At 39.8% G+C, this 18033-nt stretch carries 9 protein-coding genes; 1 reads left to right on the top strand and 8 read right to left on the bottom strand.

What is annotated here, in order from left to right; translation table 11 throughout:
* Positions 1–13: 13 nt before the first annotated feature.
* From imaA to I6852_RS02220, 8 genes are all read right to left on the bottom strand, one after another.
* Positions 14–8719: an immunomodulatory autotransporter protein ImaA gene (gene imaA / locus I6852_RS02255; protein ID WP_197291679.1), complete on the bottom strand. Its 8706-nt coding sequence runs from the start codon at positions 8717–8719 to the stop codon at positions 14–16.
* Between the two features lie 67 nt (positions 8720–8786).
* Entirely contained in the window at positions 8787–9260 is a 474-nt protein-coding gene (locus I6852_RS02250) for a DUF4149 domain-containing protein (RefSeq protein ID WP_197291680.1), read from the bottom strand.
* A 12-nt stretch (positions 9261–9272) separates the two neighbouring features.
* On the bottom strand, positions 9273–9791 hold the full coding sequence (gene bioV / locus I6852_RS02245; protein ID WP_197291681.1) for a pimelyl-ACP methyl ester esterase BioV: 519 nt from the start codon (positions 9789–9791) through the stop codon (positions 9273–9275).
* Between the two features lie 2 nt (positions 9792–9793).
* Entirely contained in the window at positions 9794–11446 is a 1653-nt protein-coding gene (locus tag I6852_RS02240; RefSeq protein WP_197291682.1) for an AAA family ATPase, read from the bottom strand.
* Complete coding sequence (gene mtaB, locus I6852_RS02235; protein WP_197291683.1) at positions 11433–12689, bottom strand: tRNA (N(6)-L-threonylcarbamoyladenosine(37)-C(2))-methylthiotransferase MtaB; 1257 nt, start codon at positions 12687–12689, stop codon at positions 11433–11435. The genes I6852_RS02240 and mtaB overlap by 14 nt, the downstream gene beginning before the upstream one ends.
* Positions 12686–14257 carry a mechanosensitive ion channel family protein gene (locus tag I6852_RS02230; RefSeq protein ID WP_197291684.1) on the bottom strand — a complete coding sequence of 524 codons (1572 nt, stop codon included), beginning with the start codon at positions 14255–14257 and terminating at the stop codon, positions 12686–12688. The genes mtaB and I6852_RS02230 overlap by 4 nt, the downstream gene beginning before the upstream one ends.
* The gene (aroB, locus tag I6852_RS02225) at positions 14248–15279 is read right to left on the bottom strand and encodes a 3-dehydroquinate synthase (RefSeq protein ID WP_197291685.1); all 1032 of its coding nucleotides are present in this window, start codon (positions 15277–15279) and stop codon (positions 14248–14250) included. The genes I6852_RS02230 and aroB overlap by 10 nt, the downstream gene beginning before the upstream one ends.
* Before the next feature lie 4 nt (positions 15280–15283).
* On the bottom strand, positions 15284–16720 hold the full coding sequence (locus I6852_RS02220; protein ID WP_197291686.1) for a COG3400 family protein: 1437 nt from the start codon (positions 16718–16720) through the stop codon (positions 15284–15286).
* A gap of 56 nt (positions 16721–16776) precedes the next feature.
* On the opposite strand from I6852_RS02220, the gene tgt reads away from it, so the two are divergent.
* The gene (gene tgt, locus I6852_RS02215; protein WP_197291687.1) at positions 16777–17892 is read left to right on the top strand and encodes a tRNA guanosine(34) transglycosylase Tgt; all 1116 of its coding nucleotides are present in this window, start codon (positions 16777–16779) and stop codon (positions 17890–17892) included.
* Positions 17893–18033: the final 141 nt, after the last annotated feature.

The raw sequence follows: 18033 nt of genomic DNA, 5'->3' as shown, positions 1-18033 counted from the left end.
TATAGCAAAAAAGCTAAAACGCCACTCGCATGCCCACATTCCCGGTTATATTAATGTCTTGGTATTGCAAGCCCATCTTAAGCCCCACCCCCGCATTCACATACATCAAACGCCACAAATGCATCTCACCCCCTGTGATCACGCTCGCAAAAGTGTTGAAAACTTCCCCCTTGCGATACAATAAAGTGTTTTCGCCCACAAAACGCACCGTATTGCCGCCTTTAGATTTGATCAAAAGATCCCTACCTAGTCTCGCCGTTACAAAATAATAGGAATTTTTGCCAAAATATTTACGGCTCTCTAGCCCCATGTTGAGCGTTAAAACCGATTCGTTAGAGGGGTTTGAATGCATGAGAAATTGTTTGTAAGCGGCATCATTCATTTTGCCTTTCATCCCGCTCAAGCCTATGAAATGATAGCTCACGCCCACTTGAGGTTTTAACACCACGCTTTTTTGTTTGAACATGAAATCATAGCCGTAATTCCCATTCACGCTCGTTGTCCAGGTGTTATAACTATAGCGTTGGTTCAACACAGAAAGCAAGGGATTAGAAGAATTGATATTACTTGCATTGCCTCCATAAGTTTCATTCGCGCTCAAAGTGAATTCGTTCCTTTTTAAAAAAGCCCTAGCATACATCCCCACATCCACATTATTACCCAAAGAATGCATGATGTTCCCATTAAAGTCGCTATAGCCATAAGCCACATAACCCCCAAGGATCACATTTTTAACCAACTTGTCATAGCCCACATTCAAGCCATAAAGCGTGCCATTGCCCCCAGAAATAAAGCTCGCTCCTCCCACCCCTTGAACCCAAAGGTTATTTGGGTGTTTGCTAAGTTGAGAATATTTGACAAAAACCTCTCCAGGGTTAGGATCGCTAAAACGCTTGTTTTTAAGCTCTAACAAAGAAAAATCAGACTCTCCCTCTCTAGCCCTAAAATCAGAGAGTTTGGTTAAACGGCTGGTTTGTTGGGTGTAACTCGCCAATTCTAAAAGGTTGGTAGCGTTATTTCTAAAATTAGGGTTAGAAATCAAGCTTGCGGTGTTTTGAAGATCTTTTGTTACGCCTAAGATTTCATTCAAAGAGTGGTTTTTTAAATAAATCGGTGCAAAAAGCGGGTTTTCTTTAGTGTCCATCATCAATGTTGAAAGCCACTTGATAGCGTTCCCTCCTATAGCTTCAATTTGATTGAGCGCGCTTTGCCCTTGAATGCCCGTAATGTAATCTTGTAAGGTAGGGGGGGTAAAGTCCATGATCTTGTTGCCATAAGACATTTTTATCTGATCATGAAGAACAGAAAGGCTTAAAATATGGTTTTGAGAAGCATTGTTTGAGTCAGGCAGTGCTACGCTTAATAATAACCCCTTATCTTGTAATAAAACCCGTTGGCCCAAATAAGTCAACACGCCGTTTTTTTCCTCTATGTGGTTTCCGTTGATATTGATTAAGGTATAGAGCTTCAAATACGATTGCAAGCTGTTAGGGTTGATATTGTAATCAATGTAACGGCTGCTTTTTAATAAAGTGTAAGTCGTGTTATTGGCCATGCTGTTATTGACATTGATAAAAGGCGTTTGGGTAGTGTTGAGATTAATGATCCCCTCTGCTTGAATGAGCGGATTTACAGGCGTTTGAGAATTTTCTAAATTAAAATGGATCGTTCCCAAATGATTCAAAGCCCCCCCTACTTCTAACCCATAAATCCCAGTGCTTAAAGAAGCGTTTGAAGCGATCACTAAATTTTGAAGCACCTCTATTTTTTGCGTGGCGTTGTTGTTAAACGCCCCTTGAATGTTTAAGTTATTCGTTACAAAGCTAGCGTTGTTCTCTAACACCGCTTGATTGGAAATAATAAGGTTGTTGGCTTGGAATTGAGCGTTATTGTAAAGATACAGGTTTTTAATGTTTGCAGAGCCTTTAATCTTTGAAAAATCAACCACCCCATTAGCGTAAATATTGCCTGAAAAATTGAAACCATTCGCCGTAACCATCAAGCTTTCATCGTTATTATTCAAGGCGATTGGCGCGTTATTTGACGCGTTATTAGAAGAAGCGCCATTCGCGCTTTGGGCGCTAAGCGTGCAAGGGTTTGTGGCGCTAGCTGCAGTTGGATCGCTTTGTTGTGTGCAACTAGCGTTGATAAACAGATCGCCTTGAGACACAGAAACATTGTTATTAGCGGCGTTAATCTTAAGGCCGTTGCTGGCATCAAGCGTGGTGATATTAATGTTAGAAACTTGATTAGACAATAAATTGAGCGTTCCAAAATGGTTAGTGAAAGCGATACGATTGTTTCCGGCAAAAATGAGCGAATTTCCTGCGTTAAAACTAAGCGTGCCTCCATTAGCGTTAGAGAAAGTGGAATTTTGCACAAAAACATTGCCTTGCGCGTTGAAACTAAAATCCCCTTTTTGCCACACTTGACTCAAGCCATAGGGAGCGAAAAGCCCCTTTTTACCAAGACTAGGGATCAAATCTCCCAAACCTTGTTCATAAATAGGCCCTAAGCCTTTAGCCGCTAGGACTTTGTCTAAAACGCTTTTAATCTGCTGGTTTTGCAGCAAGCTTTCTAAAGAATTGAGCGTGTCTTGGCCTAAAAATTCGCCAATCATTTGCTTGCCTAAAGCCGCTACATCGTTTTTTAAAGCGTTGCTCGGTTTGACAATATCTTGCAACATTACGCTTATGACTTGCCCTATATCGTTAGCGGAAATAAAGCCAGTGATCTGATTGAACAACCCTTTTTTACTCAATAAATCATTGATGGACATGCTCCCTATAAGCTTTTCAGGGTTTTGCAAATCAATGCCCCCTAGTCCGGCTAATCCCCCCACTAGCCCGGTCCAAAAGCCTAATTTTTGTCTGATCAAATCCTTAATCGCCGTGTTCAAACCGCTATCGTTCATGAGATTATCAAAGTTATTCTGCCCCAAAAGCTGGCTTAGGGTTTGATTTTTTTGTTCAGGCGTTAAATACCCCCCAATCACGCTATCACTCCCTAGCGTATTTACTATCAAATTCCCTAATCCCCCGGCTTTATTAATGGATTGCATTGCCACTTCGCCCAAAATATTAGCGAGCCCGGCCTGGTTGAAAACCTTATTGATGCCCTCTTGGCCTAGCATGCTAAAAATCCCATCGGTTTGCGAGCTTACGATATTGGCTTGGTTGAGAATGAGCGAAGTTTGGCTGTTAAAAGTTACGCTAGCGCTCCCCCCAGTCCCCCATGCGTTCCCGCTCCCTAAAGTGCCGGTAAGATAAATTTCTTTAGCGTTAAAAGTCGTGTCAATATAGCCCAAATCAGCCGAGCTGGACTCTAAAAGTTGCCCCAAATAAGTGCCTCTAAATTTTTGGCACACAATGTCGGTGTAATCGCAAGGTTTTTGATAACCTAATCCCCCAAAAACAACCGCGCTATTGGTGTCTGTTTGCCCTATTTTAGTCGCTCCTATAATCAAAGCACCGTTATTGAAATTTTGCACCACCGAATTGTTTGCATTATCAATCAACTCGTTAATGTTTTTCCAATCGCTAGGCGTGATGAGTTTGGTAAGCTGGTTTAGCGCATCGCCTTTTAAATCGCTCAAACTTGAAAGCGAAAAATCATCCCCTAATATCTTTTTGATTTCAGGGTAGAGTTTGAGCACCATTTGCCCTAGTGCTTTGATATTATTAAAATTATAGCCCTTGTTATAGATGTGTAACGCGCTAATAGGGTTGCCTTGCGCGTTATAGGTTTGCGAGATGATAGAAGACTCAGAGGTTAGATTGTTATTTTTCGTAGTGTTGTTACTGCCGTTAGCTTGATAGGATTGGTTGGGGTTGTAATAGCCTTTCACATTGCTAGTGAGATAAAACACGCCTTCTGCGTCATCGATATAAGAATACATGCCATTAGCGTTGTTATAAACTTTTTGGTAGTTAAAGACTTCAGAGCCAATGTTATAGAGCGTGTTTTTAATACCCGGGATTTGAGAGAGCGTAACGCTTAGTTGGTTGTCTTTAAAGCTCTCGGTGATTTTTAGGGCGTTATTAAGGGGGTTAGTGAAACTATAAGTTTGGTTTTTAGCATCATAAATCCCGTCATTGATGCGCATGCCAAAGAAGCTGATACGCTCATACCAATTACTATTCATGTCCGCTTGAATGATGTTATACACACGATTTTTATTATCGTTTAGATCGCTTAGTAAATCAATGTTAGCGATATTCAAACTCCCTTGATCACCAAAAACAAGCTGGCTGTTTTTCAAATTCAACACGCTACTGCTGTTAGGGTTTAAGAGATTGCCTCCCAAACTCAAGGGTGCTTTAATATCAAGGGCTTGATGGAAAGTGATGGGGCTTTGAGAAAAAGCGTTATCATAGAAATTAAACGCCGTGTTAGAGGTGATAGCGCTAGAGCCTTGAAAATCTAAAGAAGAGTTATTGCTTAAATTAAACTGCCCTCCTAAAGAGCTCGCTCCCTTAAACACGATAGAGGAATTACTCAAACTCGTAGTAATATTCGCTGAATTGAAATTGACCGCTCCGTTAAAATTGATATGAGCGTTATTACTCGCAATCAAGCTCGCATAATCGTTGATCGTGGCGTTATTGGAAACATTAATCGTGCTTTGGTTGAGGTTGAGCGAGCTGGTGTCGTTTAAATTCAAATCGCCCTGAAGTTCTAAGGTTGAATGGTTGCTCGCATTGATAGAGGCATTTTGAGAAAGATTGATCGCACTAGCTTTAATACTGCTTGTCCCCACTGAAACGCTTAAATTGGAATTATCAAACAACACGCTTTTAGCTTGCATTTGATACAAACCAGAGCTTAAATTAGAGCTGTTGGTGAAACTGATCGCATTGGCGGCATTGAATTTAAAAACAGATTGCGTTGTCCCCACATAGCCCCTAAAAGAGCTGTTAGAAAAATCCAGATTCAAAGCGTTGAAACTGAAATTAGGGTTGCCGCCATTTTGCGCGGTATCGTCTATAAAATAGGAGTTTTGAGCCTGAATGTTCGCGCTGTTAGAGATAAAATTCATAGAAGAGCTTTGCGTGCCAGCGGCACGGTTATACAGAGTTGCGTTCGTTAAAAGAATGCCTTGAAGCCCGTTAAAATTAAGACTCGCGCCCCCACCGCTAGAAATGCGATTCCCGCTTTCAATGCTACCGGTGATGTAAATCTTTTGCGCTTCATAATGCCCTGTGATAAAGCCTATGCATTGCAAGTTCCAGCAATGCCCGCTCGCATCATTACTCCCTGCTCCCTTATTGTCCCCAAAGCGAATGATTGCATTAGATTGCGGCGCATCGCTCGCACTCGTCCATATGCTTTTAGCCCCAAAAACGATCGCGCTGTTTTGCCCGGTGAACGTTTGAGAAAATTCCGCTTTAGTGAATAAAGTTTTCCCGCTCGCATAAAAATCAATGCTGTTGTCGTAATAGTAAATGGTGTTGTTTGCATTCCCTAAATTATTGTTATAGCTATTAGGCATGTAGGTCATAAAACCGAGAGCGTTTTGATAATATAAATGATCCGATTTTTCCATATCCACATAATCAAACACCATGCTAACGCCCAAACGCCGGATAGAAATGCTGTTGGGTGAAAAAATCTCTTGGAAATTGTAGGTTTGGTTATTGAAAGAATACACCACATCATAAACGCCATTACCCGCACTAGAGACGAGCTTTTCACTGCTTGCCCCATGCCCTTGGTAGTTGATGAGCTGCCATAGATTTTTACTGAAAGCGTTGTTGTAATCAATCTCTTTAGAAGAGCTTACAAGGGTGATAGGGTTGCCATTAGTGATAGCTTCACCAATATTAATCACCGAATGAGCGTTAAAAGTAATCGTTCCATCGCCAAAAGACAAAGGGGCGTTCAGGTTTTTTAAAGTGATGTTATTGAGGATAACTTGCCCTTTCACGCTCGTGTTCGTAGGGCTGTTAAATACCACGTTATCAAAAGTTGCATTCCCTGAGATATTCACAGAGCCGGTATTATTAAAATTAGCGTTATTTTGAGAGCCATTAGTAGAGTTCCCAAAAACAGCGTTCCCGGCGATTTGCAAATTTGAATTAGCGTTAGTGAAATCCCCCACAAACGAAGTGGTTGCGTTAGAGTTATTGAAATTAAAAGAAGCGCTGTTGTTAAAGTTAGCGTTATTGAACGAAGCGTTTTTTGTGCTAATTTCAAACGAACCGCTATTGAACTGGTTGTTATTTGAAAAATTCAAGCTATCACCGCTGAATTGGTAGCTCCCTCCATTAAAGTTGGTGTTTTCAAAAACCGCTTGCCCTGCATTGAAAATGAATTTCCCGTCTTTGGCTTGGTTAGTGAAAGTTGCGCCATACACTGAAAGTTTGCCGTTAGCGTTTAGGCCACTCAAATTCTGCGAATTGTCCATGTTTTGCGTGGAAAAAGTCATGGAGCTTGAATAAATCCCGGCGTTATGCTGCGTGATAGTAGCGTTAGCGATATTGACACTATCTACCCCATTAAAGGTTAGATTGGCTGCCCCACCGGTGCCTATACGATTGCCAGAACGCAGATTCGCTGTGATATAGACATGATAAGCGCTATAAGCACCGTTAGTCGTGCCTGTGCATTGGTAATAGGGCCAAGGCCCGCAATGCCCATTAAGAGCGCTCCCTGAAGTGTCCCCAAAAGACACCGTGCCGCTAGAAGAAACGCTATTTCCAGTCCATGTTGAGTTATACCCGATCACCAGATTACTGCCATTCGCGCTAAAGGTCTGTTTAAACGAGTTAGCGTAACTCCCCCATATTTGAACGCTCGGCAAGTAATAAGTCCCGCTCTCTGTAAAATTTTGGGATTTGGGGATGTAATATTTATGATCATACCAAGGCATGTCAGCATTAATATAATTTGAAGCGGATAAGTCAAATTGTGATCCGCTGATTGTAGGGGGTGGCGTGTAAGTCCCGCTCTCTAAAGCCTGGATAATAATGGAATTGTGGCTGAAAGTTTCTTGCAGTTTGTAGATAGTATCCCCTATTTTATAGCCCACTTGATAGACTTGTGGGGAGTCTTTAGTGGGTGCAGAGGGCGAAGAGTCAGTGTTTTTAGATGTTGCAGCACTTTCGTTCAAAAGCTGTCCGGTAACCCCATTGTAAGTGATCATATCCCACAAGCCTTGAGCGAAACTTTGCGGCTTTGAAGGGCTTTCAGTTGTTTTTAAAGCGTTTGTCAGGCTATTGAGCGCATGGTTTAAAAGATGATTATAAGTGATCCCACCGCTAGAATTTAAAATCGTTACGCTCTTTTCACTCCCTAAACTTGTAAGATTGAAAGTCGCCCCTTGAGCGAGAGTGATTTTAGAACTCCCAAAATCAAGGGTTGAGCCATTGTTCAAGTCATTTTTACCGCTTAAAGTAACGCTACCGGTAACACTCATGTTGTTTGTATTAATAGAAGTGTTGAATGTCGTGTTGTTAAAACTCGCCTCTTTTTCTATAGTGATTTTACCGGTATTGTTGAAAGTGGCATTATTAAACGAAGCGTTTTGGATCGTTAGTTGGTGGTTTGAATTGTTAAAGGCTTGTTGAAAGTTCACAAAGCCCTTAAGAGTGGTAGCGTTACCACTAAAAGAGCTGTTTTGAATTTGGGGGTGCTGAGCGCTTTGATTGGTTTGGTTATTAAAAGTAAAAGTCCCCCCATTAAAGGAGCTGTTTTGAAAGGTGGCTTGATTGTTGAAAGTGTATGTAGCGTTACTAAAAGTAGCGTTATTAAAAGAGCTTGTGTCTTTAAAAGTGAAGCTACCGCTATTAAAAGCGGTGTTATTGGTAGCGTTAAATCCTTTATTGAAAGTGAATGCCCCTCCATTCCATTTCGCCCCGCTAAAAGTGGCGTTCTCTTCAAAAGTGAAACTGCCGTTTGCGTTACTAAAGGTCGTATTAGTAGCGTTAGTCGTGCCTTTAAAAGAATAGCTAGGCCCAGAACTAGAACAATTAGCCCCACTGCCAACTTTAGCTAAAGAACTGCAAGTATCCCCATTTAAAGAAACCGAACCAATGGTAATAGTGCTGTTAGCATTGCCCACATTCACTTGCGAAGTTTTATACGCGCTAATATTGGAATTGATAGTAACCTTATTAGCGTTCAAGTTTAAAGTGGCTATTCCCGTGTGCGTGCCAGCTCCCGATCCCACACGATTGCCCACTTCTACGCTGTTATTCACATTGATAGTCCCAGCGCTAAAAGTAACATTAGTATGCCCATTAGGATACCAAGAAGTGAAGCTATTCCCACTACTCGCACCTAGATTAAAAGTAGCGTTACTGCCTAATTCAATGTCTAAATTCCCCCCATTATATTCCCCTCCGGTGTAGTTATACAGACCGCTTAAAAAATAAGTGCCGTTATCATTTTTTAAATTGGCTGTAATATTTTGGTTGTTTTGAGTGTGGTAGTAATTAGCCGCATTACCCCCTACCCAAGTTTTTGTGATGAGTTGGTTTCCTGTGTATTGTTGGGTTTTTTCCTCCCATTTGTCGCAACTCCATATAGCATACCATGGATGATGCACGCATACCTTTTGGCTTTTTTCCCCCCAACTAAGCCCCAAAATATCCGTTCCATCCGCATACACCCCACTAGCAAACCCGCCAATCAGTAAAGGCATAAGCCATAAAGGACGCTTTAAAATTGTTTTTTGCGATCGTTTTATCTTTTTTAGTTTCTTTTTAAACTTTTTCATTTAAACGCTACTTTCTCATTTCCTAGATAGTAGCCAAAAACTCCATCATTTGATTAAATCAAAGGGACTAAAGCGCATTTTTTCCAAGCAAACGACAAAAAAACAAAGCACACACCAGCACAAACAATTCCTTAAACAGCCATTCGCTTTGAGCGTGCGAGCGGGCAAATTCAGCGCTTTGAAGCGCAACTTCGCCTATTTTTTGAGCGTTTAAAATATAAGGCGTGTAATAAAAAACAAAGAGCAAGCACAACGCCCCTATCGCCACGCCAAGGATCAAATACACTAACGATCTTTTATAGTAAATAAACGAAATGATTTCATAAAGTAACACTACAAAACCGATCGCGCCTAAAACATAATTGAAACGCACAAAGATTTGCACCATGAGTTTCCCACTTTCAAAGGGAGTTAGATTCAATTCAGGCAAAATGCTTGAAGCTTTGAAAACAATGGGCACGACTATCGCTCCTAAAATAATCAAAGAGCCGCCCAAAATGCCCAAAAGAAGCAAATACACCCCTAAACCAAATTTTTTCATCTTCCACCTTTTTTAAGATTTTTGCAACAAATGGTTACAATCCTTAAACTGCCACACTTGAACTAAAGGCATAAAAAATTCTAAAAGGGCTTGAATGTCAGTGATCCTGTCTTTTAACCCGATAAACACTTCAATCTTCACGCCTTTTTCTAATAAAAATCTAATTGTAGAATCACTATACTTGTAATTCAATAAAAATTCTAATTCTTCTAAAGAACCCTCTTTTTTAAAACGCTCCAATTGAGCACTCAAGCCCACTTCTTGATAAAAGTTGTCCATGTAGTTTTGCGGATCTTTTTGAAACGAAGAAAGTTGCAAGCGTTTGAACGCCAAACTCTTATGCGCTAACATGCAAGGCGAAAACAATAACAAGGAATGGATGCGCCGCTGTTGCAAGATTTCATTATAAGCGTATTCTATCGCCTTAATCGCTCCCATAGAAAAGCCTGACACATCATAAGCCCCTTTTAAAAGCCACTCTTCAAACAAAACGCTTTCATTAACGAACCCAAAACCACTAAAAAAACGCATTTTCACCCGTTCAACAAATCATAGAAGTTTGCATGCTCTAAACATTCTTGCTCTAATAATAGAGCGCTCAAGCGCTTGCAAGCTGCAATTTGTGGCTTTAAAAACTCCAGTTGCTCTTCATAAAGAACGCTTAAAGACTCTTTTGTAGGGGCTAAAAGAAGCTCGCTAGCCATAAATTCATTCAAAAATTTCGCTTTTTGCAAGTCTTGTTTGGATAAACTATAACGCTCCTTATAGAGCAACTCTAAAACAATCGTCCCGCTCAAATACACTTTAATGTAATTTTTAATCTCACTCTCGCTATGGATTTTATTTTCATTAAAAGCGATAAATTCCCCTAATATTGGCGCTTTATCAAATTCAATTTCTAGCCAATACGCGCTCAAGGCTTTCGCGCTTTGATACAAAGCGACTAATTCTTTTTGGTTTTCATCTAAGGTTTGGGGCTTTTTCTTGCCGTAAGCGATCTTGTCTTTCACTTCTAAAATGTCGCTCTCAGTGATTTCTTCTCGTTGGTGTTTGAGGGCGTTTAAAGCGCTTTCATTGATCAAAGTCGCCAACATCGCCCCGCTAAAACCCACGCAAATTTTAGCGATCTTAAGATAATCTAGCGTGTGCTTTTTGTTTTCTAACAGCTTTTCTAAAATGCTCTGCCTTTCTAGTAAATCCGGTAAAGAAATGAAAATGCGCCGATCAAAACGCTTGCTCCTTAATAGCGCTTCATCCATCACTTCCATTTGGTTAGTCGCTCCTATCACCACCACCTCATCGTTTTGCAAAAACCCATCCATTTCGGTTAAAAGCTGATTAAGCGTGGCCTCTCTCTCATCGCTCCTATGCCCTCCCCTAGCCTTACCCAAAGCGTCAATTTCATCAATAAAAATAATAGAGGGGGCATGCTTTTTAGCGTGCATGAAAAGTTCATGCACTTTTTTAGCCCCAGCCCCCACATAAATTTGAGAAAACGCGCTCCCGCTTTCATAAAAAAACGGCACTTTAGCTTCACTCGCTAAGGCTTTAGCGATCATGGTTTTCCCCACTCCAGGAGGCCCGATTAAAAGCACGCCTTTAGGGAGGAAAATCCCTAAATCCTGGTATTTTTTAGGGTTTTTTAAATAATCTATCACTTCTAATAATTCTTCTTTAACTTCATCCACCCCTGCAATATCTTCAAAACGCACCCCTAATGCATCGTATCGCTGGAATGCATTTTCTAATTCGTTTTTGTGCGCGCTTTCTAAACTCATTTTAGTGTCCAATCGTTTAGGCAAACGCCAAAAAATCCCAAAAAGCATGCTAGAAATGAAAAAAAGCAACGCTAAAAAGATTTTAGAAACCTTGTTTAAATTTTCTCGTTTTTCTATGGGCATGCTCTCTGGGATTTTATAAACCCTTAAAAAGGCTTCTTTGTTGGTTTTATAAAGACCCTTGTTAGCATAAAAATAATTTTCATCTTCAATTAGAGTTTGTTTAGGGTTAGACTGGATCACATAAAAAAAATCCTTACTGGATATGAGCCTAGAAACATCGCTTAAGATTAAAAAAAGCAACAAGCAAAAAGTAAGGATCAAAAACCCTAACGCCAAAACAAGCGAGCGGTTTTTGATGCGTTTAAAGGGAGCGGTGAGGTTTTCTAAAAATTTAGAAAACGGCATGATTTTCCCTCTCCTTAATTTCATACTCTTTGATTTCTAAAAAACTAGCCCTTAAAGGCTTATCGCTTTTGATTTTAATGGGGTTAAAGAATTGATCTAGGGCTTTAAATTCGCCGTCTTTTTGCGCTTCCACTAAGGCTTTTAGGGGCGTGTTGAGATTGAGTTGCAATTGCCTGAACGCCTTATTTTTATGCAAAATCAAATCCTTAATCGCATTCAAACGCTTTTTAGAATCTTCCAAACTCACGCTACCATGCATCAAGCTAGAGGGGGTGTCTTTTCGTTTGCTGTAAATAAAAGGGTGGATGTGCGTTAAAGGCAAGCTTTCTAAATTTTTAAACGCTTTTTCAAAAACGCTTTCGCTCTCGCCCGGATGCCCCACAATAAAATCCGTGCCGATAGCAAAATTCTTAGAAGCGATTGTTTCTAATAATTCCCTATCGCTTTTGGTGCGGTTTCTTCTATTCATCCTCTCTAGCATGAAATCATGGCTGTGCTGTAAAGCGATATGCAAATGTTTTTCTAAAAAATCCTCTTCTAAAAGCTCTAAAAATTCATCGTTGATTTGATTAGGTTCTAAGCTTCCAATCCTTATGCGTTTTAATCCAACAATCTGGCTTAATTTTTTAATCAATCTTGCGATATTGCTTCCTCTATCTTTCCCATAGCTCCCCACATTGGTGCCGGTTAAAACCACTTCTTGAATCCCTTTAGAGCATAAAAGGCCCACTTGCTCTAAAATTTTCCTCTCTTCAAAGCTCCTAGCCCTCCCTCTCACGCTTGGGATAATGCAATAATTGCAATCAAAATCACAGCCCTCTTGGATCTTGATAAACGCCCTAGTTTTTCCCACAAACTCGCTCACCATCGTGGTGTCTAAGTGCTTGTTTTCTAAATTGTCATCTATAAAAAAACGCTTTTTTTCTTGTAAAAGCGCATTAATCTTTTCTTTATTGTCATGCCCAAAAACGCCCTTTAAAAACCCTTTTTCAAAAAGTTCTTTGCCTTGAGTTTTCACCCCGCAGCCGGTAAATAGCACTTCTTTATTTAATCGTGCCATTTTTTTAGCGTAACTCCTTACCGCGCTATCGGCCCCATTGGTCACGGTGCAAGAATTGATCACAATAATATCGGCTTCTTGTTCTTCTAAGGTCGCGCTAAAATCCTTCAAATTCTCGCCCATCACTTGCGTGTCAAAAAGATTCGTCCTGCACCCAAAAGTTTTGAAATAAACTTTTTTCATTTTTGTTCCCTTTTATTCCCAAAACCATCGCCTAGAGCATCAGCATCCACTTTAAGCAGCTTGCTGGTCGTATAAGCGATATGGATATTTTCTTCTTTCAAAAAAGCTTCAACAATTTCAGCCACAATCTTGCTCCTTAAAGACATGGTCGCATACGAATTGGTTTGATACCACACCGAGATTTTTATCCCGTTACTTTCAGGCATCAAAAAGCATCGAGGCTTCACACTCAAACTCCTTAAAGAATACCGGTCGCGCATTTTATTGAGCTGTTTGTAGGTAATATCCGTGTATTCTTTAGACAATTCTGTAGCGATGTTGAGCGCAATTTTAGATGCTTTTTTAAAATCAGAATCAAATGTAACGCAAAAATCCACGCCATCCCAAACCGTTTTCATCCCAAAATGGCTGTAATTAGCGAACATGGTGGTGAAAATATAATTATTAGGCACAAAGATAATTCGGCCCGCTCTCCTGTTGTTCGTGTAAGTGGTAAAGGTTACGTCTTCTAAAATCGTAATGTGCAACATAGAAATATCTAACACATCGCCAATAAAAATATCCGTCCCCTTAGCGATACGCACCCTATCGCCCACATGCACGCTCCCCCCAATCAAAATAATAAACCACCCGAGCAAGCTCATGAACAAATCTTTCATCGCAATCGCTAAGCCCGCGCTCGCAAAGCCTAAAACCGTTACCAAGTAAGTAACGTTTTCTAAATAAGAAAAAAGAAAAATTAAAATGATCACGCTCACATTCACGAAGTTAATGGCTTTATTCACGGTATAGACGCGCTCATTATTTTCAATGTATTTACTGGAAATGATTTTTAAAATCCAAGCAAACACCACGCTCAAAAGGGCCGCTAAAAACACATAAACCAGTTTAAAAAGCTGGTTTTTAACTTGAGATTTGACAATGCTTATAGCTTCATCGCTGTCTTTTTGGAAAATCCCGATCGTGGTTTTTAAAATGTTTTGAGCCCCTTGCAATTCCAAGCGTTTGGCTTGAGTTTGATAAATCTCATCGCTTAGTTTCGCGCTTTTATCCAAAGCATGCCACTGACTTAAAAGTTGGTGTTTTTGATCTAAAAGCTTTAAAACTTCTTCTAAAGCGGCCTGGTTGCTTTTGAGACTTTCATGCTTTAAACGCATGCTTTTAATGAAAGAAATGCCATCAATGATCGCAATAGGGTTAGCGATATTAGGGATATTGGGGATATTGGGGCGCTCTATCAAATCCTTAAAAGGATTGACCCCATAGCTTTCAAACATTTTTTGTTGGGATTCTAAAGCCTTTAAGGTATGCTCTAAGGTGCTAATCTTTAATAAATCCTTGCTTTTTTTGTTTTTTAAGCGCCTTAACTCCTGCCTCACGCTCTCTTTTTCGGTATAAATTTGGTTGTAGATCTTATAGTTTTCAAATTTTTTCAACCACACGTTATCGTCTTTGGCGAGTTTTTTATCCACCAAAACCATTTGTTTTTGTATGGACAATAGCTCTTGGCTTTTATCTTCTGCTTGTAAAAACAAAAAACAAAAGAATAACAATACCCTTAATGCCATTTTTCTAACACCTTTAAAATCGTTTCTTTAGGGATATGAGAGGCAATCTCAAACGCTCCAATGCCTTTAGGCAGAATGAATTTGATTGTCTTATTTTCGCTTTTTTTGTCTAAAAACAAGCGTTCGTAAAATTTTTGAATATCGGTGATTTTGTAATGGAATACCAAATCAAATTTTTTCAATAAATTTTCTATGCGTTCGTATTCTTTTAAAGTGAGCATGCCTAAAGAAAGGGCTAAATCATTAGCCATGCGCATGCCGATAGCGATCGCTTCGCCATGCAAAAATTGCTCGTAATCAGTCTCTTTTTCTATCGCATGCCCAAAGGTATGCCCATAGTTCAACCCAGCCCTGATGTTTTGCTCTTTTTCATCTTGAACAACGACTTGAGCTTTGATACTGACGCTTTGGAAAACCACTTCTTCTAAACAATCTTTTAAATCCTTTGTTTCCAATGTTTCTACCAAGTTTTTATCAAAACACACCGCCATTTTAATGATTTCAGCCACCCCTGCTTGAAATTCCCTTTTTTCAAGGGTTTTTAAAAAAGACAAATCAATATAAACCGCTCTAGGCTGGTGGAACGATCCGATTAAATTCTTGCCATAAGGCGTATTGATCCCTGTTTTCCCCCCCACGCTCGCATCCACTTGAGAAAGTAAAGTCGTAGGGATATTAATAAAATCAATCCCCCTAAAATAAATACTGCTCGCAAACCCCACCATATCGCTTATCACTCCCCCACCAAGGGCTATCATTAAAGAATGGCGGTTTAATTGCATTTCAAAGGCGTTGTTTAAAATGCGCTCTAATGAATGGAAATTTTTGTATTTTTCTCCGGACTCTATCACGCACACTCTGACTTCTAAGGCTTTCAAGTGCTCCAATAAATACGATAAATGCAACCCGGCCACGATGCTATCGCTAATAATGAGTGCTTTTTGTTTCAATTCTATTTCAGGCAGTTCCCCCAAAAACACTTTATAGCTTTTTTCTTTTAAAGGGATTAAGATTTCTTGCATTCTTTCACTCCGCTACAGGGATAAAAATTTGAGGGTTATCGTCGTTTAAAAACGCTAATTTTTCCACTTTAGTGGATAAAAACCACCAAAAGCGCGTGTGTGTGATGCACTCTTCAAAAGGCATGAAATGCAAAATGGGATTTCTTAAAGAATTGAGATACATGATAGGATTTCTAATATCGGTTTGGAAAATCTCAATCTTGCGGTTGAGCGTGTTGGCTAAATTTTCATAATGATTGACAATCTCGTTTTTATAGCGCTTGTTAGGGTCAAAATCATAGAGCAACAAGCCCAAATCCATTTGCATAGACACATCAAAAATCACTGAAGACATGTCCTCATTAATATCCAAGCTTTCATTCAAAACCACCACGCTTTGAGAGGTTTTAAACAAGCCGGAAGTGTTGGTTTTATAAACTGGGGTGGCTGTTTTATACAAGGCTTTTCGGTGTTTTTTAGATAAAAAAAGCTCTCTGCCTACCACGATTAGGCCCATTTTTTTCTGGTGGTCTTCATGAAGTTTTTGGATAAAACTTTTCCCATAAAAATCAAAATTCACTTCAATGCTTTCGGTTTCTAGCGATAAAAATTTATGGTAAAACTTAGGGCTAGTGGGGTGTAAAACCTGAATGTAGAGCTTGTAGCTCTTTAAACGTTTGTGCAAAAACAAGGCTTGATACACATCGCGCATCATCGCTTTTCTGTTCTGCAAACGCATATCAATGTATAAATAAATGCTCTTACCAAAGGGGGCTGGGAACTGCCCGACATTGCTTTTGACTTGATGATACACCGCATTCAAAATTTCAGGATTGCCCGCCACTAAAAGAATGTCTCGCGGCTGGATAACCAAAGATTTAGTGGAGAGCAACAAAACATCGTTGCGATAAAGCCCTACAATCCTGTATTCTTTTTGCCTGATAGAGCCAATGTGTCTGTAAGCAAAAATGCTCCCAAAAGGCACATCAATCTCCATGATCTCGCCCTTGCCTAACCCAAACTCTCTAGGAGTGCTAGGGATATTGGGCAAACGAGAAATGAATTTATTGGCTAAAACTTCAAATTCATCAATCAAAATAAGCTTTTCATCTTTATTTTCTTCATTATTTTCTAAAGTCTTTTCACCATCTCTTTTCACGCTCAAAACCACGCGCATGCGTTTGAAATGGGTTTGAATGATTTTATGAATGATGCGCTGTTCTTTAAAATCTTGTATGATTAAAAACGCATCGCTCACCTCATCGTTTAACACCTGCAAAAGCCTGAAACTAGAAGTCGCATCAAAACAATAAAAAGCGAAAGTGCTCGGGTAGTTTTTAGGGATAAGGCTCTCATCTTTGACAACCACTATATAAAAATTATGATTAGAATAATGCCTTAGCACCAAGTCTAAAAAATTTTTTGCTACAATGCCATCTAAAATAAGGGCGATTTTTTTCAATTCCAAACTTCCTAAAAAATGATTACGCCATTATATCCAAGATTAAGGCTTAAACGATGGATTTTCAACTCCAAGCGACTGACAAACACGCGCGAGCTGGCGTTTTAAATTTAGCCCATTCTCAAGTGGCAACGCCTGTTTTTATGCCCGTAGGCACGCAAGGCTGCATCAAATCTTTAGACGCTATGGATATGCAAGAAATTTTAGGCGCTAAACTCATTCTAGCCAACACCTATCACATGTATTTAAGGCCGGGTGAGAAAGTGGTTGGACAATTAGGAGGCTTGCATCGTTTCGCTCAATTTCAGGGGAGTTTTTTAACCGATAGCGGAGGGTTTCAAGCCTTTAGTTTGAGCGATAATGTTAAATTGCAAGAAGACGGGATTGTTTTTAAATCCCATATTGATGGGAGCAAGCATTTATTCACGCCCGCTAAAGTTTTAGACATTCAATATTCTTTGAATAGCGATATTATGATGGTTTTAGACGATTTAGTGGGCTTGCCCGCTCCCTTAAAACGCCTTGAAGAATCCATTAAAAGAAGCGCTAAATGGGCGAATCTTAGCCTAGAATACCACAAAGAAAAAAACCGCCCCAACAACAACCTTTTTGCCATTATCCAGGGCGGCACGCATTTGAAAATGCGCAGTCTTAGCGTGGGATTAACGCATGAGGGTTTTGATGGCTATGCTATAGGCGGTTTAGCGGTGGGGGAAAGCGTAGATGAAATGCTAGAAACGATCGCACACACCGCCCCCTTGCTCCCCAAAGACAAGCCTCGCTACTTAATGGGCGTAGGCACGCCTGAAAATATCCTAGACGCTATCAGTTTAGGGGTGGATATGTTTGATTGCGTGATACCCACTAGAAACGCCAGAAACGCCACCCTTTTCACGCATTTTGGCAAAATTTCTATCAAAAACGCGCCCTATAAATTGGATGATACCCCTATTGAAGAAAATTGCGCTTGTTATGCTTGCAAACGCTACTCTAAAGCCTATTTGCACCATCTCTTTAGGGCTAAAGAACTCACTTACGCTCGTTTAGCCAGCTTGCACAATTTGCATTTTTATTTAGAGCTGGTTAAAAACGCCAGAAACGCTATTTTAGAAAAGCGGTTTTTGAGTTTTAAAAAAGAATTTTTAGAAAAATACCACTCTTGTTCGCATTGAGTGGTAATAACTAAAACTTTTTAACTTTTTTAAAAAAAAAAGAGTTTTTAGAAAAATACCACTCTTGTTCGCATTGAGTGGTAATAACTAAAACTTTTTAACTTTTTTAAAAAATAGGATTTTTAACTTTATTTTTATAGT

It is taken from the genome of Helicobacter pylori (genome assembly GCF_015904775.1).
Lineage (GTDB): Bacteria > Campylobacterota > Campylobacteria > Campylobacterales > Helicobacteraceae > Helicobacter > Helicobacter pylori_DM.
Note: the sequence above shows the minus strand (reverse complement) of the source record. Positions and strands in the feature narration are given on the sequence as shown.